Raw genomic sequence first — 17,882 nt, forward strand, 5'->3', positions numbered from 1 at the left:
ACACGGCCGTAGCACTCTCGACGAGAGCCCCGGGACATGATGTCCCGGGGCTCTCGTCGTGGTGAAAGGCGTGCGAGTCGTGGTGAATCGCCGAGCGAGCGGCGCGGTCAGCGAGCCCGGAGCGACGCGACGCGACGCACGGCGGTCTCGACCGCGTAGTCGGGATCTGCTGCCGCACCCTTGACGTCGGCGTTGAGCGCAGCGACGATCCGCAGCGCCGTGCCCACGGACGCGGGATTCCAGCCGCGGGTGAGGGCCTGGGTCTTCTTGACCTTCCACGGCGGCATGCCGAGTGACGGCGCGAGCCGATACGGGTCGCCGCGCCCCGCGGGGGCGACCTTCGCGATCGAGTGGACGGAGTCGGCGAGCGCGTCGGCGAGCAGAACGTGCGGCACGCCACCGAGGCGCGCCCAGCGCAGCGCCTCGAGCGCACCGCCGACGTCACCCGAGACGGCGCGTTCGGCGACCTGGAAGCCCGTGACGTCGGCGCGGCCGCGGTAGTAGCGCCCGACGGCGTCCACGTCGACCTTGCCGCCGGTGTCGGCCGCGAGCTGCGAGCACGCGGCAGCGAGTTCGCGGAGATCGGTCCCGACGGCATCGACGAGTGCCACGGCCGTGTCGGGTGACACCCGCACCCCGTGCGACGAGAACTCGGCGCGCACGAATCCCGCGTGCTCGCCCATCCCGAGCTTGCCGCAGTGATGCACCGTGGCGCCGAGCTGCTCGAGCGTGCCCGCCATCGCCTTCGCGCGGCCACCACCGTTGTGGACGACGACGAGCACCACGCCCTCGGGCGGATCCTGGGCGGCGGTCGTGACGACGTCGACCGCCTCCTTGCCCGCCTCCCCCGCGGCTTCGAGCACGATCACCCGCTCTTCGGCGAACAGCGACGGGCTCAGCAGTTCGGTGAGCTCGGACGACGACGCGTCACCGGCCCGCATGCGGGTCACCGGGATCGCCGCGGCTCCCGCTGCCGGGCTCGCGCTGCCGTCGACCCCACCGATCACGCGGGAGACCGCGCGCTCGACGAGAAGCTCGTCGTCGCCCAGCACGAGATGAACGCTGTCGGATCCCGACGTGACGGATCCCGGTGCCGATGCCCGGCGCGGCCCGGAGGAACGAGAACTCACACACCCGATCCTGCCATGCACCGCCGACACCGCCGGACACCCCGACTCCGAACACCGCCCGCAGCAACCACCACACGATCGCTCCCGTCGCCACGAGACCTGCGACCGTCCACAGCCCACCCGCGAGACCGGTGGGCACCTGCAGCACAGCACCCTTCGTCACCGCCGCCTGTTCGGCGACCGCGACGACCCACCGCAACGGATACTCCGCGAGCGCCGCCGGATACCGCGCCGCACCCACGTCGACCGCGGCGACGACGGCCGTGATCGCCCCGACGATCGTCACCGCCGCGATGACGGGCGCCACGAGCAGATTCGCGAGCATCGACACCAGCGAGACGGTCCCCGACATCGCCGCGATCAGCGGCGCAGTCACGACACCCGCCACGACGGCGACGACCACCGCCTCCGCGAGCGCCCGCGGCCACCCGCGCTCCCGCAGACGCTCGACGCAACGCGGCACCACGACGATCAGGCCCGCCGTCGCCACGACCGACAGTGCGAAACCCCAACTCGTCGCCAACTCGGGACGCACGATCACCAATGCCGTCACCGACACCGCGAGCGCCGGCAACGCCTGCCGGCGACGCCCCACGACGAGAGCGAGCAACAAGATCGCTCCCATCGCCGCCGCCCGCAGCACACTCGGATCGGGCCGAGCGACGAACACGAACGCGCACAACACGATTCCCGCGGCAACCGCACCGAGCCTCGGCGGCACACCGAGCACCCGCACGAGCAACAGTACCGCGCCGAGCACGATGCTGACATTCGCACCCGACACGGCCGTGAGATGCGAGAGCCCCGCGGCCGTGAAATCCCGCTGCACCCGCACCGACAGGTGCGAGGTGTCCCCCACGACGAGTCCGGGCAACAAGCCCGCGGGATCGGCCGACAGCCCCGCCGCACACGCCTCGGCGAACCGCTCACGAAGCGCCGTCGCCGCCCGATGATGCCACGGCGGCGGCGCGAGGATCCGCGGTGCGTCCGGAGCACGCGCAGCCGCCACGGTGAGATCCGGCCGGGTGGCCGCCGCGAGCGAGGCGTCGAAGCGCACCACGGTGCCGGGACCGACATCGGCCCAACCGCGGTCGCTGCTCGTGACGACGATCGCCCCGCGGCCACGCACCTCGGCGTCGTGATGCCGCACGACGCGCAGGTCCGCGCCGATCACCTGGAACACACCGCCGCCCGTACGCCTCGGATCGGACGTGACGACGGCGTCGATCTCGACGTGCGCACCGCGAGTGGCGAGTTCGGCCGCAGGATGCTCGCGCACCGCGTCGACCCGGACCAGCGCACCGACCGCGACGGCGACCCCGAACAGCGCCACCGCCACCACGCGGAGGGCGTGCGCACGAAGGCCCTCGACGAGGCCGGCCAGTGCACCGCAGACCGCGACGGCTGCCACGACGACGAGCACCGGCCGCGGATCGACGGCGAGCGCGAATCCCACGACGGCCCATGCGATGAGCGCGAACGGAACGGCGCGTGCGTCGAACTCGGGCGCGCCGCGATCGTCGTCTGCGGCCGTCACACCGTCACGAGCGGACGGAGTCGTTCGAGCCGGGCCGGGCCGATGCCGTCGACCTCCGCGAGCTGATCGATCGACGTGAACCTGCCGTTGGCCGTGCGCCACGACAGGATCGCCGCCGCCGTCACGGGCCCGACTCCGGGCAGCGAGTCGAGCTCGGTCGCGTTCGCGGAGTTGAGGTTCACCGGTCCCGCTGCGGATCCCCCACCACCCTCCGCAGCCCCGACAGCGCCGTCGCCGGTGACGACGGCGCTCGGCGGCAACGTCGGCTCGCTGCGGGTTCCGACGAGGATCTGGTCGCCGTCCTCGACGCGGCGTGCGAGGTTGAGGCCCACGGTGTCGGCGCCCTCGCGCGTGCCGCCCGCGGCGTCGACGGCATCGGCCACCCGCGACCCGGGCGGCAGCGTCACGAGTCCCGGTGCGTGGACGAGACCGACGACACTGACGACGACCGACACGGGCGACTCGCTCGGCGAGGGCGCGGCAGCGGGGCCCGCCCCACTCGTCGACTCTGCGGTCTCCCCGGCCTCGGCAGCCGTCGGCGGCGAGGCCGTCGCGACCAGCGGTGGCACCGCGGCCGACGTCGGCGAGTCGCGCCACACGAACAGGTAGGTCACCGCGGCTGCCGCGACCGCGACGAGCACCAGGATCGCGCTGCCTCGCCGGCCCGTGTCCCACCGCGTCCGGGGACGCGTCGGCCGCAGTTCGCCGTCGGCGTCGTCGTCCGCATCACGTACCCGGTCGAGCAACCACATGGGCGCCGCCGGTGCGGTCGGCTCCACCGACGGCGAGTCGGCGCGCGGAGGCTCGTCTCGGGTCGCGCGTTCGAGCCGATCGCGGGCGTGCTCGGTCGTTGCCATGGGCAGACGCTAAGGGCTCGCACCGTGCCCGCCCCGTCGCACGAGCCTTCGCTGTGGACGGAGGCCGAGCTGTGGATCGATTCGGAGCGTGTCGGCGGTGCCGTACTCTCCGCGCGACCCCGCCGCACTCCCGAACCGCGACGGTGCTCGGCCACACGATCACCGCGATGATCGTTCCGGCCACGGCGAGCGCCGCGAGCAACGACCACGCCACCCCGAGCCCGAGTGAGGTCCCGAGCCACCCTGCGATCGGGTAGGTCACGAGCCACGCCGAATGGGACAGCGAGAACTGGGCCGCGAACGCTGCAGGCATTCCCTGCGCCGGAGTGGACGAACGGATCACTCGTCCCGTCGGAGTGACGATCAGCGCCATGCCGGCGCCGATGACCACCCAGATCGCGGCCGTCACGGCTGCGGACGCGAGCTGCGTCGTCGTCATCGCCACCGCGGCGCCGACACCGACGAGGAGGACACCCGCTCCGGTCGTCATCACGACCCGTTCGCTGATCCTGTCGAGAACACGAGGCAGGAGCAGTGCGATCGTCAGGGTGCCGCCGCCGGACGCGGCGAGCATCCACGCGACATCGGTCTGTGTGCCGCCGAGTCCGTCGCGGACGTGATTGACGGTGTTGACCACGACGATCGAGCCAGCCGCTGCCACGACGAGGTTCAGGCCCATGACTCCACGCAGAGCCGGCGTGCGGACGAAGCCCCGGATTCCCGAGGCGACCCGATCCCACGCTCCCGCACGCCCGGTGGCGGCGGCGTTCGGGATACGCGTCGAGAGCACGAGCAGCGCGGAGATCACGAACCCGATCGAGGTACCCAGGAACAATCGATCGAACGTCAGAAACAGCAGTGCGACCGCTGCGACGACAGGGCTGAGCAGGCTCTCCATCGTGTAGGCGACCTGTGACGCCGACAGCGCGCGGGTGTACTGCGCGTCGTCGGTGACGATGTCGGGAACGACGGCCTGGAACGTCGGAGTGAACGCCGCCGATGCCGCCTGGAGAAGGCCCACCAGCAGATAGATGTGCCAGGTCTCGGTGACGAAGGGCAGCGCGAGAACCACAGCCGCCCTGACGACGTCGAGCAGAGTCAGAAAGAGCCGCCGCGGCAACCGGTCTGCGTAGGCGGCGGCGACGGGAGCGATCAGGACGTACATCAGCATCTTGATCGTCAGTGCCGTCGCGAGCACAGCGCCTGCGTCGGGGCCCGCGAGTTCGTAGGCGAGCAGGCCGAGGGCGACCGTGGCAAGCCCGGTGCCGAACAGTGCGATCACCTGTGCACCGAACAGGTGCCGGAAATCGCGGAGCGCGAGTAGTCCCATGGCCGATCCCTCCGTTCTCGTCGTGGGGTAACCGCAGTGGGGTAACCGCACAACCGATGTACCCCCTGGGGGTATTCCTACGACGGTGCTCGACGGCCGCGCGGTCCGGTCACGACACGACCGTGCCCCCGGTCGACTCGCGGTCACCGAAGACGGTGACGCGAGCGCCCGGGGGCACGGATCAGGCAGGTCGGCGCAGACGCCGCACCCGCGAGTGTCAGTCGGTGGCGAGCCGGTAGCCCGCCTGCTCGACGGCATCGCGCACGGCGTCGTCGCCGACGGCGCCGTCGGTGGTGAGCGTGATCCCGCCGACGGCGAGATCGACGTCGACACCGAGCACGCCGGGAATCCGCTCGACGGCGACGGTGACCTTGCCGGCGCAACCGCCACACGTCATACCGGAGACGGTGTAGGTGTTGTCGCTACTGGCGCTGACGGACATGAGTGTTCCTTCTCTCTGTGTTCGGACGCATGTCGTCCGGAGGTCGTGGATTCGGGTTCGGGGAGCGGGCGTCAGGTGGCCGACGACTCGAATCGCCGCAGGCGCTGACTGTTCGAGACGACAAACACCGAGGAGAACGCCATGGCCGCACCCGCGAGCATCGGGTTGAGCAGACCGGCTGCCGCGAGCGGCAGCGCGGCGACGTTGTAGGCGAACGCCCAGAACAGGTTCGTCTTGATGGTGCCGAGAGTCTTCCGGGACAACCGAATCGCGTCCGCCGCAGCTCGGAGATCACCCCGGACCAGGGTGAGATCGGACGCCTCGATCGCGACGTCGGTACCGGTTCCCATTGCCAGCCCGAGGTCGGCCCGGGCCAGGGCTGCCGCGTCGTTGATGCCGTCGCCGACCATCGCCACCGACTTGCCTTCGGACTGCAAGCGCGCGACGACGTCGACCTTGTCGGACGGCATCACCTCCGCGATCACCTGATCGGGATCGATCCCGACCTCGGCCGCCACCGCCGCGGCCACCTTCGCGTTGTCTCCCGTGAGCAGCACCGGGGTCAGGCCGAGCTCGCGGAGTTGTGTGATCGCGTCCGCGGAGGTCGGCTTGATCGCGTCGGCGACGACGAGCACACCGCGGGCCTTCCCGTCCCAGCCGACGGCGACCGCCGTCCTCCCCTGTGCCGCCGCGGCGTCCATCGCCGCGGCGAGTGGGGGCGACAGGTACTGTGCCCAGTCCTCGAGCAGGCGCACCCGACCGACGACCACTGCCCGGCTCTCGTCACCGTCGCCGACGATGCCCTGCACGCCGAGGCCCTCCACATTGGCGAAGTCCTCGACCGAGGGCAGCTCACCGACGCGCGCTGCTGCGCCCTCGGCGATCGCCCGGGCGATCGGATGCTCGGATGCGTTCTCCAGCGCACCTGCGAGCCGCAGCAACTCGTCTGCATCCACACCCTCGTCCGCGACGACGTCGAGCAATGTCATCTGCCCGGTGGTGACGGTGCCGGTCTTGTCGAGCACGACGGTGTCGACGCGGCGGGTCGTCTCGAGCACCTCGGGACCCTTGATGAGGATGCCCATCTGGGCCCCTCGACCGGTGCCGATCATCAGCGCCATCGGTGTGGCGAGTCCGAGAGCACAGGGGCACGCGATGATGAGGACGGCGACGGCCGCGGTGAACGCGGCCGCGACGGCTCCGCCCGTCCCGGCCCAGAAGCCGAACGTGACGAAGGCGAGCGCGATCACGATCGGCACGAACACTCCGGAGATGCGATCGACGAGCCGCTGTGCATCGGCCTTGCCGTTCTGAGCGTCCTCGACCATCTGTGCCATCTGCGCCAGCTGGGTGTCCGAGCCGATGCGTGTCGCCTCGATCACCAGTCGCCCGCCGACGTTCACGGTTGCTCCGACCACGGCGTCGCCGGGGCCGGTCTCGACCGGGACGGACTCGCCGGTGACCATCGACGCATCGACTGCGGATGCTCCCTCGACGATGCGCCCGTCGGTGGCGATCTTCTCGCCTGGGCGGACGACGAAGTGATCGCCGACGACGAGCTGATCGATGTCGATACGCTCCTCACGCCCGTCGCGCAAAACCGAGACCTCCTTGGCCCCGAGCTCGAGCAGCGCGCGCAGTGCGGCGCCCGCTCGGCGCTTGGAACGCGCCTCGAAGTAGCGGCCCAGCAGGACGAACGTGATGACACCCGCGCCGACCTCGAGATAGATGTTGGCGGAACCATCACTGCGAGCGATCGTGATCTCGAACGGGTGCGTCATACCCGGCTCGCCCGCCGTGCCGAAGAACAGCGCGTACAGCGACCACAGCAAGGCTGCGCCGGTACCCATCGAGATGAGGGTGTCCATCGTCGCTGTACCGTGCCGGAGGTTCTTCCACGCGGCCGTGTGGAAGGGCAGACCCGCCCACACGATCACCGGCGCGGCGAGCGCCAACGACAGCCACTGCCAGTAGGTGAACTGCAGTGCGGGGATCATCGCCATCGCGACGACCGGAGCGGTGAGCAGGGCCGAGATGATCACCCGGCTGCGCAGCGCCCGGACGGGGCCGTCGTCGTCACCGGAATCGGTGGGTTCCGAGCCCGTCTCGGGTCGTGGCGATTCGGCCGTGTACCCGGCCTGTTCCACTGCCCTGAGCAGATCCGACTCGGCGACGGTGTCCTCGTAGACGACCTTCGCCTTCTCCGTCGCGTAGTTGACCGTCGCACTCACTCCGTCGAGCTTGTTCAGCTTGCGCTCGATCCGGTTCGCGCACGACGCACAGGTCATCCCACCGATCGCCAACTCGACTCGGTTGCCTGCAGCGGTGGACGACGTCGCGTCGTCGATCGCCCTCGTCATGTCGATCCTTTCGTTTCGTGTGAGTGTGCGTGTGAACCGTGGCGTCAGCCGTGCTCGCCGTGGTCGGCGGATTCCTGGCCACCCGCGGTCGCATCGAGCGTGAAGTCCGCGGTGCGGACGACACCGTCGTGCTGGAAATCGAGGAACAGCCGGTATGCGCCCGCCGAGGGTGCGGTCGCGGCGAACGAGATCTCCGGACCGCCGCCGGTGTCGTCGCTCGGCTCTCCCTCGGGGTGCACGTGCAGGTAGCCGAGGTCCCCGACGCGCAGTGCCACGAGGTGGCCGTACGCACCGAGGTAGGGCTGGAGATCTGCGACCGGTTCGCCGTTCTTCGTCACGGTCAGCGTGATCTCGCGGGATTCCCCGGGGACCAGTTCACCGCCGAGCGCCACGTCGTATCCGTCGACGTGAGCGACCCGCGTCTCCCCTGTCAGCGGATCGGGAACGTAGTCGCCGGCCACGGCGGCGTCGACGCCGAGCGTCATCGCGTCCTCGCCCTCTGGCTGGAAATCGGCGAAGAATCGCCAGTCGCCGGGGGTGAGGTCCACGTCGGCCCGCCATGTCCCCGAGTCGTCCATCACCGGATGCACGTGCTGGAACTGCGTGGTGTCACGGCGGACCGCGATGAAGTGCAGCTCCTTCTCGTGTGAACGGTCGAACGCGGTCACGGCTGCGCCGTCCGGTCCGGTGACGCGGAAGGCGACCTCACTGGTCCCCGCGTCGAGGATCCTGGACTCGAGGTCGAGCGTGTAACCGGCTTCGGACACCTGCAGACCGCCGGGAGCCGCGTGCTCCTCGGCTCCGCGATGGGCGTGGGGATTCGTCATGTCTTCTCCGCTCGAGTGGTGGGTGGGGGTATCGACGGCGATCGGGCCGACTGCGGTGCCGACTCCGAAGGCAAGGCCCGCCGCTGCGGCGACCGCGGCGACATAGCCACCGAGTTTCACAGGTGTTCTCATCGCGGGCTCCCGGAATCGAGGTTCCCGTCCGTCGTGTTCGTGGTGCCCATCGGTGCTGTCCTCTCGGTGGTTCCGCTGCGAACCGTCGCCGTGGCGGGCATCGGTCGCATCGGTCCGGCGTCGTCGACGACGCCTATGACCTAATACCCCTATGGGGTATCTCTGACATGGTCGCCACTGTACCCCATAGGGGTATATTTGCAAGGAGTGTCCCGCCGGACGGGACGGAGTAGGAGAGCACCGCACGCCGACGCGCAGGATTCGGCTACCGGCGCACAGCCGGGTGCGTGGGGGGGAACCGGCACTCGGCCGGCCGCGATGACGACGCCGGCACGCGGCCGGGAAGTTACCGAGCCCGGTGCGGCGGAAATCCGGACTCGCCCGGGACGACCACGATCCCGACGGCGCCCGGCCCGAGATGCGTGCCGACGACCGCGCCGATGTCGGCGACGATCGGCGCCGAGGCGTCCTCGCCGTCGAGTGCCTGCTCCAGGCGCTGGGCGATGTCGGCCGCCCGTTCGGGTGCGGCGACGTGCTGCACCGCGAGCTCGACCCGGCCGTGCGCGCCCCGCGCGGCCTCGGCCGCGACGGACACGAGCCGGGTCAGCGCCTTCGACGACGTCCTGGCCTTCTCACGCAGCACCAGCTTGCCGTCGTCGAGATGCAGTACCGGCTTGATCGCGAGCGCCGTTCCGACGAGCGCCGCAGCGGTGCCGATGCGCCCGCCTCGCCGCAGCTGATCCAGCCGTTCCACGACCACGAAGCAGCAGCCCGCCGCAGCGTGGGTCGCGGCGCGCTCGGCCAACTCGCCCAGTGCCACACCGGCCGCGGCGTCGCGGGCGGCGGCGAGCACCGGGTAGCCGAGGCCGTAGGCGATCGAGCGGGAATCGAGGACGCGGACGGCGCCCGCGAACTCGTCGGCCGCCGTCGTCGCGGCGCGCCACGTCCCGGAGAGCTGCTGCGACAGGTGGACAGCGAGGACGCCGTCGCCGCCGCTGCGCTCCAGCGCCGCCGCGTAGACCTCGCGCAGTTCGGCGGGCGAGGCGCCGGACGTGGTGGCCGACGACAGATCGGCGGGCACGTCGTCGACTCCCTCGCGCACGTCACGCCCGTCGACGAGGACGTGCAGCGGGACGACCTCGATCCCCCAGCGCTGCGCGACGTCCGCCGGGATCGACGACGAGGAATCGGTGACGACGACGACCGGCACGGATCACTCCGCCCGAGCCGTTGCGGGGGCCGTGGCGTCGAGCGCGGTGAGCACGGCCGACGCCACGGCGGTGTGCCCGTCGAAGCCCCAGTGGATGCCGTCGGGGTTCGCACTGCCGGACACGATGTCGAGCCGGACAGCCTCACCCAGGTCGACGAGCGGCAGCCCGTGGGACTCCGCCCATGCACTCGTGGCCTGCACCGCCGGCGCCCGGCCGGCGTGGATGCGGCCGTACGCCTCGGCGCGATGGACCGCCGGGAGCGTCGCGACGACGGGCAGCTCGGGCCGCAGGTGGGCGAGCGCGGTCCGCGCCTGCTCGAGGTAGTCGACGCTGACGCGCGGCGGCAGCGCGACGGGCCAGCCGAGCGGCGCGAGGCGCGGCTGCAACCGGCCGTAGACCGACCGGACGGCACGACGCAGCGCGGGCGGACGCAGGTAGCGGATCTGCTCACGCAGCGCCGTCGGGAGTGGCGACGGCAGCGAGTCCATGCCCCCGGTGGCGAACACGACCGCGCCGGCGCGCGGCACGGCGGCCCACACTCGTGGGTCCTGGGTGAGCGCCCAGTACAGGTCGCGGCAGGTCCAGCCGATCCGCGCGACGAGTTCGACGTCCCAGCCGAGCTCCGCGGCGACCAGATTCGGCCAGATCCGCGGATCGTCCGCGGGCAGGCCGCCCTCGGGCCCGTAGTACGCGAGCGAGTCGCCGAGCACGAGCAGTGTGGGACGCGCCCCCCGAACGGTCACAGCACGTCGCCGGCGACGTCGGCCGACGCGTTCCACACGTCGAGGCGCCAGTGCGGATCGGGGCCGTCGCCGTGCGCGGCGAGCTGGACCCAGCTGGTGTTGCCGAGACCACCGAGCACCGGCCAGCGGTCCACCGGCAGATCGAGCAGCGACGCGGTGAGGGCCGCGATGACGCCGCCGTGCGCGACGAGGAGCAGCGGTGCGCCGGGCCGCTCGCCCGCACCCCACTGCGTCCGGGACGCGAGCTGATCGTCGACGACGGCGCGACTGCGCCGGGCCGCGTCGAGCCGGCTCTCGCCGCCGGGCGGTGCCGCCTCGGCGTCGGCGCGCCACGCGATGCGGGCGCCGGGCCAGCGTGCGTCGACGTCGGTGTGGGTGAGGTCCTGCCAGTCGCCGAGGTGGGTCTCGCGCAGTCGCTCGTCGGTCTCGACAGGCAGCCCGACGGCGTCGGCGACGGCGACGGCGGTGTCGTAGGCCCGCCGCAGATCGGACGACACGATCGCGAGCGGCGCCCGCGCCGCCATCGCCTCGCCCGCCGCCTTGGCCTGATCGCGGCCCTTCGCCGACAGATCGGTGTCGAGCTGTCCCTGCATGCGGTTGCCCGCGTTGTACTCGGTCTGCCCGTGCCGCAGCAGGATCAGCCGGCGGACGCGGTCTCCCGCGGACGTCACTGCCCGGAGTCCTGCGGCCGGTCGGGGTTCTGCTCGCCGAGACCGGACACCTCGATCTCGGGGCAGTCCTTCCACAGCTGATCGAGTGCGTAGAAGTTGCGCTCGTCGGAGTGCTGGATGTGGACGACGACGTCGACGAAGTCGAGCAGCGCCCATCGGCCCTCGCGGGTGCCTTCGCGGCGCACCGGCTTGTGCCCGATGTCGCGCAGCGCGTCCTCGACGGCCTCGACGATCGCGCCGACCTGCCGTTCGGTGGGCGCCGACGCGAGCACGAAGCAGTCGGTGATCACGAGCTGCTCGGACACGTCGAGGACGACGACGTCGGTGGCGAGCTTCGCGTCGGCCGCACGCGCTGCCGCGGCCGCGATCTCGATCGCTTCGGGGGTTGCACTCACTCTTCGATCTCCTGTGTCTGCGGGTTCCAGCCTGCGAGGCCGGTGCTCTCGTGGAGCGGGGGTGGTTCGGATGCGCCCGGATCGGACACGGCGGTCGGGCCGGACATGGTCGTCTCGCCGTCGGTGCGGGCGTTGTCGGAGCGATAGAGATTGCGCTTCGAGATGTACTGCACGACGCCGTCGGGCACGAGGTACCAGACGGGCGCCCCCTCGCGGGCACGCCGGCGGCACTCCGTCGACGAGATCGCGAGGGCCGGGATCTCGAGCAGCGTCACCGCATCGGCGGGCAGCCGATCGAGATGCTCCGCGAGGTGCTCGGCCTGCAGCTCGTAGCCCGGCCGCGACACACCCACGAACTTCGCGAGCGAGAACAGTTCCTCCCACGCCTGCCACGACAGAATACTGGCGAGGGCGTCGGCCCCGGTGATGAAGTACAGGTCGGCGTCCGGGTGCAGCCGCCGGAGATCGCGCAGCGTGTCGACGGTGTACGTGACCTTGTGACGGTCGACGTCGACGCGGCTCACCGAGAAGCGTGGGTTCGACGCTGTCGCGACGACGGTCATGAGGTAGCGGTCCTCTGCGGGACTCACGGCCGCCGAGTCCTTCTGCCAGGGCCTGCCGGTGGGGACGAACACGACCTCGTCCAGAGCGAACCGGTGCGCCACCTCGCTCGCGGCGACGAGGTGACCGTGATGGATCGGATCGAAGGTTCCGCCCATGATGCCGACGCGCCTGCGCTCGGGCTGCCTTCCCACGGTGTCCACGACGGCCAAGCCTACGTGCTCACACCGGGAGCAATCCGGCGACCACGTCGGCGAGCTGCTTCGCCGAACGGCACTCGTGCATCGGCACCACCTCGCCGTACACGTCCGCCGCCGAATCGCCGAGCCCCCACTGTCCGCGCGGCTCCGGGTTGAGCCAGTACGCGTGCTTCGCGACGGACGCCAGATGCGCGAGCGTCCCGAGTTCGGGGTCGCGGTAGTTGGTGCGGGCGTCGCCGAGTACGAGCAGCGACGTCCGCGAGGTGATCGCGGGAGCGAAGCGATCGGCGAAGCGATCGGCGAAGGTCGCGAACGCCGATCCGTAGTCGGAGTGCCCGTCGTAGCCGACGATGTCGGCCTCGCTCACGATCCTCGACATCGCGGCGCCGAGATCGGAGTTCGAGTCGAAGAACCGCGTGACCTCGTCGGTGCGGTCGACGAACGCGAAGATCCGGACGCGGGAGAACTGTTCGCGCAGTGCGTCGACGAGCAGCAGCGTGAAGTGGCTGAAGCCGGCGACCGAGCCGGACACGTCGCACAGCACCACCAGCTCGGGACGGGCGCGACGGGGCTTGCGCTGGACGAGATCGATCGGTACCCCGCCCGTCGACATCGAGCGCCGCAGCGTCCGGCGGAGATCGATCGCACCGGACCGCGACCGGGCACGGCGCGCGGCGAGACGGCTCGCGAGCAACCGCGCGAGTGGTGCGACGGTGCGGCGCAGTTCGGTGAGTTCGCGATCGGACGCGCGCAGGAAGTCGACCTCCTCCGCGAGTGCGGGGACGCCGTAGTTCGCGACGCGTTCGCGGCCCAGCCGCTCCGCCGTCCGGCGTTTCGTCTCGTCCTCGATCCGGTTCCGGAAGTCCGCGAGCCGCTGCGCCGCACCGCGGGCCGCGACCTCGTCGGCGTAGCGCGCGGTGCTGCGCCCCGCCGGGTCGCTGCCCTCGCCCGGCGCGTTGCCGAGCAGGCCACCGAGGATCTTGTCGAGAAGCGAGGCCGGATCGAGCTCGCGCAGCGCCTGATACGCGGAGAAGGACGGCCCCTTCGGCGAGTCGTAGCGCCCGAGCTCCCCGACGATCGCCGCGGTGAGCTGGTCGAGTGCACGTCCCGCCTCGTCCGAGTCCTCGGTGAGCAGCTGGGCGATCGTCTCGCGCAGTGCGTCGAGATCCACCGAGCCGTCCGGCCGCCGCGGGACGTCACGCGCGCCGTCCTCGCCGTCGCTCGTCCCGGCACCGACGGCGCGGGGGAACCACAGGTCGAACAGGGCGTCGAAAGTCGGCCGGTGCGTGGATCGCCGGAGCAGCGCGCACGCGAGTCCTTCGCGCAGCACCTCGCGGTCGAGCAGGTCGAGGACCGACATCACCCGGGCGGCGTCGACCGTCTCGGCCGGCCCCACCGTGATGCCGCGGCGCCGCATGGCCGCGACGAAGTCGACGAGCCGTCCGGGAATCCCGTGCGGCGAGGGCCCGAGGCCCGCGGCGGGTGTCGCTGCCACGTCCGACCTCCCTAGTTGAGCCGGAGCTCCGCGGCGGCGCGCACGTGATCGGGCTGATGCTTGAGGATCACCCCGAGCGTGGCCCGCACGGCGTCGTCGTCGAGCGTGTCGAGGCCGAGCGCGAGCAGCGTGCGGCCCCAGTCGATGGTCTCGGCGACCGACGGCACCTTCTTGAGCGCCATGCCGCGCAGCACCCGGATCGTTCGGACCAGCTGTTCCGCGACCGCCTCGGGCAGCTCGGGCACCCGGCTCGCGAGAATGCGCCGCTCGAGATCGGCGCCCGGGAAGTCGAGGTGCAGGAACAGACAGCGGCGCTTGAGAGCCTCGGACAGCTCCCGCGTCGCGTTCGAGGTCAGGACGGTGAACGGGCGCCGCGTCGCGGTGACGGTGCCGAGTTCGGGCACCGTGACGGCGAAGTCGCTCAGCACCTCGAGCAGCAGTCCCTCGATCTCGACGTCGGCCTTGTCCACCTCGTCGACGAGCAGCACCGTCGGATCGTCGCGGCGGATCGCGGTGAGCAGCGGACGCGGCAGCAGGAACTCCTCGGAGAAGACGTCGGCCTTCGCCGCGTCCCAGTCGCCGCCCTGCCCGGCCTGGATGCGCAGGATCTGTTTGGCGTGGTTCCACTCGTACAGCGCACGGGCCTCGTCGACGCCTTCGTAGCACTGCAGACGAACGAGTTCGGCGTCGGTGGTCTGCGCGACGGCGCGCGCGAGTTCGGTCTTGCCGACACCTGCGGGGCCTTCGATCAGCAGCGGCTTGCCGAGACGATCTGCCAGGAACACCGCCGTCGCCGTCGCGTTGTCTGCCAGGTAGCCGGTGTCCTCGAGCTTCGCGACGACGCCGTCGACACTCGTGAACGCCGGCGCCTGGGTGGGTGCTGCTCGATCCACGCGGTCTCCTCGGGAGCGTTCGGCTGATGATGCTGCGGGTGAGCGCGGCGGCTCAGGCGGGACGCGTCTGTCCCGAACCCCACACGATCCACTTCGTGGACGTCAGCTCGGGCAGGCCCATCGGGCCCCGCGCGTGCAGCTTCTGCGTCGAGATGCCGATCTCGGCGCCGAACCCGAACTGTTCTCCGTCCGTGAAGCCCGTCGAGGCGTTCACCATGACGGCGGCGGCGTCGACGCGCGCGGTGAATTCCTGGGCCGCGGCGAGATCGCTCGTGACGATCGCCTCGGTGTGCCCCGTACCGTACCGGTCGATGTGGTCGATCGCCGCGTCCATGTCGTCGACCACGGCGAGCGCGATGTCGAGGGTCAGGTATTCGTTCGCCCAGTCCTCCTCCGTCGCCGGGACGAGGCCGTCGAGGTCGCCGTGCACGGTGACGTCGCTGCGACGCAGCGCGTCGAGCAGCCTCGGCACAGCGGTGTCGGCGATCGCGGCGTCCACGAGGAGCGTCTCGACGGTGTTGCAGACGCTCGGCCGGCGCGTCTTCGCGTTGAGCACGATCGACTCGGCCATGCCGAGATCGGCGGCCGAGTGGACGTAGACGTGGACGTTGCCCACGCCGGTCTCGATCGTCGGCACCGTCGCGTCGCGCACGACAGCGTCGATGAGCCCGGCTCCGCCGCGAGGGATGACGACGTCGACGAGGCCACGCGCCTGGATCAGCGCCGTGACGCTCGCTCGATCGTGGCTCGGCAGCAGCTGCACCGCGTCCTCGGGCAGCCCGGACGCCGCGAGGCATTCGCGCAGGACGCGCACGAGTTCGGCGTTCGAGTGCGCGGCCGACGACGATCCGCGCAGGAGCGCGGCGTTACCGGACTTCAGCGCGAGCCCGAACGCGTCGACGGTGACGTTCGGCCGCGCCTCGTAGACCATGCCCAGCACGCCGAGCGGCACGCGCACCTGCCGCAACTGCAGACCGTTCGGCAGCGTGCTGCCGCGCACGACCTCGCCCACGGGATCCGCGAGCCCGGCGACCTGGCGCAGACCCGAGGCGATCCCGTCGATCCGGGCGGCCGTCAGCCGCAGCCGGTCGAGGAGCGACTCCTCGGTTCCCGCGGCGCGCGCGGCGTCGATGTCGGCGGCGTTCGCGGTGAGGATGGCGTCGGCCGATGCGAGAAGCGCGTCCGCGGCCGCGTGCAGTGCCGCGTTCTTCTCGGCGGTCGTGAGCAACGCGAGCCGGCGCGACGCGACACGGGCGCGGCGGGCCGCGTCATGGACGGTCGCGCGGATCTCGTCCGCTGCGGCGGGCGTGGGCGTGACGGCGGTCATGCATCCAGGATATCGACCCGACGTGGGAGGCGGCCGCACGCGGGTCGGGACGAATCGGATATAGCCGACAACCAGGGCTTTTGCAATCCCCACGCCGCTCGGGTCGCTGTTAAATTCGGCCTCTCGAAGGCCGGTTCACACCGGCGTGACCGCCACACGGGTGACGAGAAGATGCGTGCATCCGGGTACGTGCCCCGGGGTGGCGGCGACGGCGCGCGAGGAGCGCGCATGCGATGAACCCACACGATCCGCACGCGACGCCCGAGGACGAGACGTCCGGGGACGGGCGGGGCCGCACACTCACCCGCGCCGAGATCGACGCCGCACCCGAGGTCACGCTCACCGACGAGAAGGCCGTCAAGCGTGCCGTGAAGGCGACGATGCTCGGCAACGCGATGGAATGGTTCGACTTCGGCGTCTACGCGTATCTCGCCGCCACCATCGGCAAGGTGTTCTTCCCGGAGGCCAGCGGCACGGCACAGCTGCTGTCGACGTTCGCGATCTTCGCGGCTGCGTTCGTCGTCCGGCCGCTCGGCGGGCTGTTCTTCGGCCCGCTCGGCGATCGCATCGGCCGCAAACAGGTGCTCGCGACGACGATCGTCCTCATGGCGGCGAGCACCTTCGCGATAGGGCTCGTGCCGAGCTACGGCTCGATCGGCATCGCCGCACCGATCATCCTCGTCCTGCTCCGGCTGCTGCAGGGCTTCTCGACGGGCGGTGAGTACAGCGGCGCGAGCACGTTCGTCGCGGAGTACGCACCGGACCGCCGTCGCGGCTCCTTCGCGAGCTTCCTCGAGTTCGGCACGCTCGCCGGGTACGTCGCCGCAGCCGGTCTCGTCACGACGATCCAGGCGCTCGTGAGCGAGGAGGCGCTCGTCGACTGGGCGTGGCGCATTCCGTTCCTCGTCGCCGGGCCGCTCGGGCTGATCGGCCTCTATCTCCGGCTGCGGCTCGAGGAGACGCCCGCCTTCCGCCATCTCGAAGCGGCGGAGGACGCCTCGCGCGCCGCCGAGAGCGCCGGGGCCGGGATCAAGCGGACCCTCGTCGATCACTGGCGGCCACTCGTGCTGTGCATCCTGCTCGTCGCCGCGTACAACATCGCGCACTACGGCCTGCTCAGCTACATGCCCACCTATCTGAACTCGACGCTCGGCTACGACGAGTCACACGGGCTGATCCTCATGATCGTCGTCATGCTGGTCATGATGATCGGCATCACGTTCGTCGGACGGCTCTCCGATCGCGTGGGGCGAAAGCCGTTGCTGTATCTCGGTTTCGCGGGCTTCTTCGTTCTCTCGGTGCCTGCGTACCTGCTCATCGGCATGGGCAGCTACCTCTCGATCTTCGTCGGGCTCGCGATCCTGGGCGGCCTGCTGCTGCTGTTCGTCGGTGTCTTCCCGTCGGTCCTGCCGGCGCTGTTCGCGACGGGCATCCGCTACGGCGGACTGTCGATCGGCTACAACGTCGCGGTCTCGGTGTTCGGTGGCACGACCCCGTTCGTCCTCACCGCACTCGGCAGCGTCACCGACTCGCAGCTCGCTGCACCGGCGTACATGATGGTCGCCTCGGTCGTCGGTGGCATCGCGGTGTTCTGCATCCGCGAGACCGCGCGCAAGCCCCTCGCGGGGTCGCCGCCCGCGGTCTCGACGGAGGACGAGGCGCGCCGGGTGATCCTCGAACACCGCACCTACCAGCCGCGCTGAACGCCCTGCCCGGTGATCCGTCGTACCGGGTTCACTGTGCCGCGGCACGGTGGCTGGGTACGGTCGCG

15 protein-coding genes and 1 pseudogene are annotated in these 17,882 nt (G+C 71.1%); 1 reads left to right on the forward strand and 15 read right to left on the reverse strand.

Features of this window, described 5'->3' with window-relative positions; genetic code table 11:
• Positions 1-107: 107 nt before the first annotated feature.
• From holA to RR1_RS09130, 15 genes and pseudogenes are all read right to left on the reverse strand, one after another.
• Complete coding sequence (gene holA / locus RR1_RS22855) at positions 108-1,052, reverse strand: DNA polymerase III subunit delta (protein WP_040773220.1); 945 nt, start codon at positions 1,050-1,052, stop codon at positions 108-110.
• A 157-nt stretch (positions 1,053-1,209) separates the two neighbouring features.
• Positions 1,210-2,769, reverse strand: a pseudogene (locus RR1_RS09065) (ComEC/Rec2 family competence protein); the annotation flags it as partial.
• Positions 2,664-3,419 (reverse strand): helix-hairpin-helix domain-containing protein, encoded by a 756-nt coding sequence (locus tag RR1_RS09070; RefSeq protein ID WP_238558995.1) that lies wholly within the window; start codon positions 3,417-3,419, stop codon positions 2,664-2,666. The gene RR1_RS09070 and the pseudogene RR1_RS09065, both read right to left, overlap by 106 nt.
• The gene (locus RR1_RS09075) at positions 3,394-4,854 is read right to left on the reverse strand and encodes an MFS transporter (protein ID WP_010838265.1); all 1,461 of its coding nucleotides are present in this window, start codon (positions 4,852-4,854) and stop codon (positions 3,394-3,396) included. Before RR1_RS09075 ends, RR1_RS09070 begins: the two co-directional genes overlap by 26 nt.
• 217 nt (positions 4,855-5,071) lie before the next feature.
• Positions 5,072-5,296, reverse strand: coding sequence for a heavy-metal-associated domain-containing protein (locus RR1_RS09080; RefSeq protein WP_010838266.1), 225 nt, complete (start codon positions 5,294-5,296; stop codon positions 5,072-5,074).
• Between the two features lie 71 nt (positions 5,297-5,367).
• Complete coding sequence (locus tag RR1_RS09085) at positions 5,368-7,656, reverse strand: heavy metal translocating P-type ATPase (protein WP_010838267.1); 2,289 nt, start codon at positions 7,654-7,656, stop codon at positions 5,368-5,370.
• A gap of 44 nt (positions 7,657-7,700) precedes the next feature.
• Positions 7,701-8,615: a DUF8832 domain-containing protein gene (locus tag RR1_RS09090; protein ID WP_010838268.1), complete on the reverse strand. Its 915-nt coding sequence runs from the start codon at positions 8,613-8,615 to the stop codon at positions 7,701-7,703.
• A 346-nt stretch (positions 8,616-8,961) separates the two neighbouring features.
• Complete coding sequence (locus RR1_RS09095) at positions 8,962-9,825, reverse strand: DegV family protein (protein ID WP_010838269.1); 864 nt, start codon at positions 9,823-9,825, stop codon at positions 8,962-8,964.
• Between the two features lie 3 nt (positions 9,826-9,828).
• The gene (gene octT, locus RR1_RS09100) at positions 9,829-10,569 is read right to left on the reverse strand and encodes a diglucosylglycerate octanoyltransferase (protein ID WP_040773226.1); all 741 of its coding nucleotides are present in this window, start codon (positions 10,567-10,569) and stop codon (positions 9,829-9,831) included.
• Complete coding sequence (locus RR1_RS09105; RefSeq protein WP_010838271.1) at positions 10,566-11,240, reverse strand: histidine phosphatase family protein; 675 nt, start codon at positions 11,238-11,240, stop codon at positions 10,566-10,568. Before RR1_RS09105 ends, octT begins: the two co-directional genes overlap by 4 nt.
• A complete protein-coding gene (gene rsfS / locus RR1_RS09110) occupies positions 11,237-11,635 on the reverse strand; it encodes a ribosome silencing factor (protein WP_010838272.1) in 399 nt (132 codons plus the stop codon). The genes RR1_RS09105 and rsfS overlap by 4 nt, the downstream gene beginning before the upstream one ends.
• On the reverse strand, positions 11,632-12,354 hold the full coding sequence (gene nadD, locus RR1_RS09115) for a nicotinate-nucleotide adenylyltransferase (RefSeq protein WP_051111163.1): 723 nt from the start codon (positions 12,352-12,354) through the stop codon (positions 11,632-11,634). The genes rsfS and nadD overlap by 4 nt, the downstream gene beginning before the upstream one ends.
• Positions 12,355-12,418: 64 nt before the next feature.
• The gene (locus RR1_RS09120) at positions 12,419-13,891 is read right to left on the reverse strand and encodes a vWA domain-containing protein (protein ID WP_010838274.1); all 1,473 of its coding nucleotides are present in this window, start codon (positions 13,889-13,891) and stop codon (positions 12,419-12,421) included.
• 11 nt (positions 13,892-13,902) lie between these two features.
• Positions 13,903-14,784, reverse strand: coding sequence for an AAA family ATPase (locus RR1_RS09125; RefSeq protein WP_010838275.1), 882 nt, complete (start codon positions 14,782-14,784; stop codon positions 13,903-13,905).
• A gap of 52 nt (positions 14,785-14,836) precedes the next feature.
• Complete coding sequence (locus tag RR1_RS09130; RefSeq protein WP_040773229.1) at positions 14,837-16,111, reverse strand: glutamate-5-semialdehyde dehydrogenase; 1,275 nt, start codon at positions 16,109-16,111, stop codon at positions 14,837-14,839.
• Positions 16,112-16,344: 233 nt separating this feature from the next.
• Between RR1_RS09130 and RR1_RS09135 the strand changes: the two genes are divergently transcribed.
• On the forward strand, positions 16,345-17,814 hold the full coding sequence (locus RR1_RS09135) for an MFS transporter (protein ID WP_010838278.1): 1,470 nt from the start codon (positions 16,345-16,347) through the stop codon (positions 17,812-17,814).
• Positions 17,815-17,882 lie beyond the last annotated feature (68 nt).

The organism is Rhodococcus rhodnii NBRC 100604 (assembly GCF_001894925.1).
Taxonomy (GTDB): domain Bacteria; phylum Actinomycetota; class Actinomycetes; order Mycobacteriales; family Mycobacteriaceae; genus Rhodococcus_F; species Rhodococcus_F rhodnii.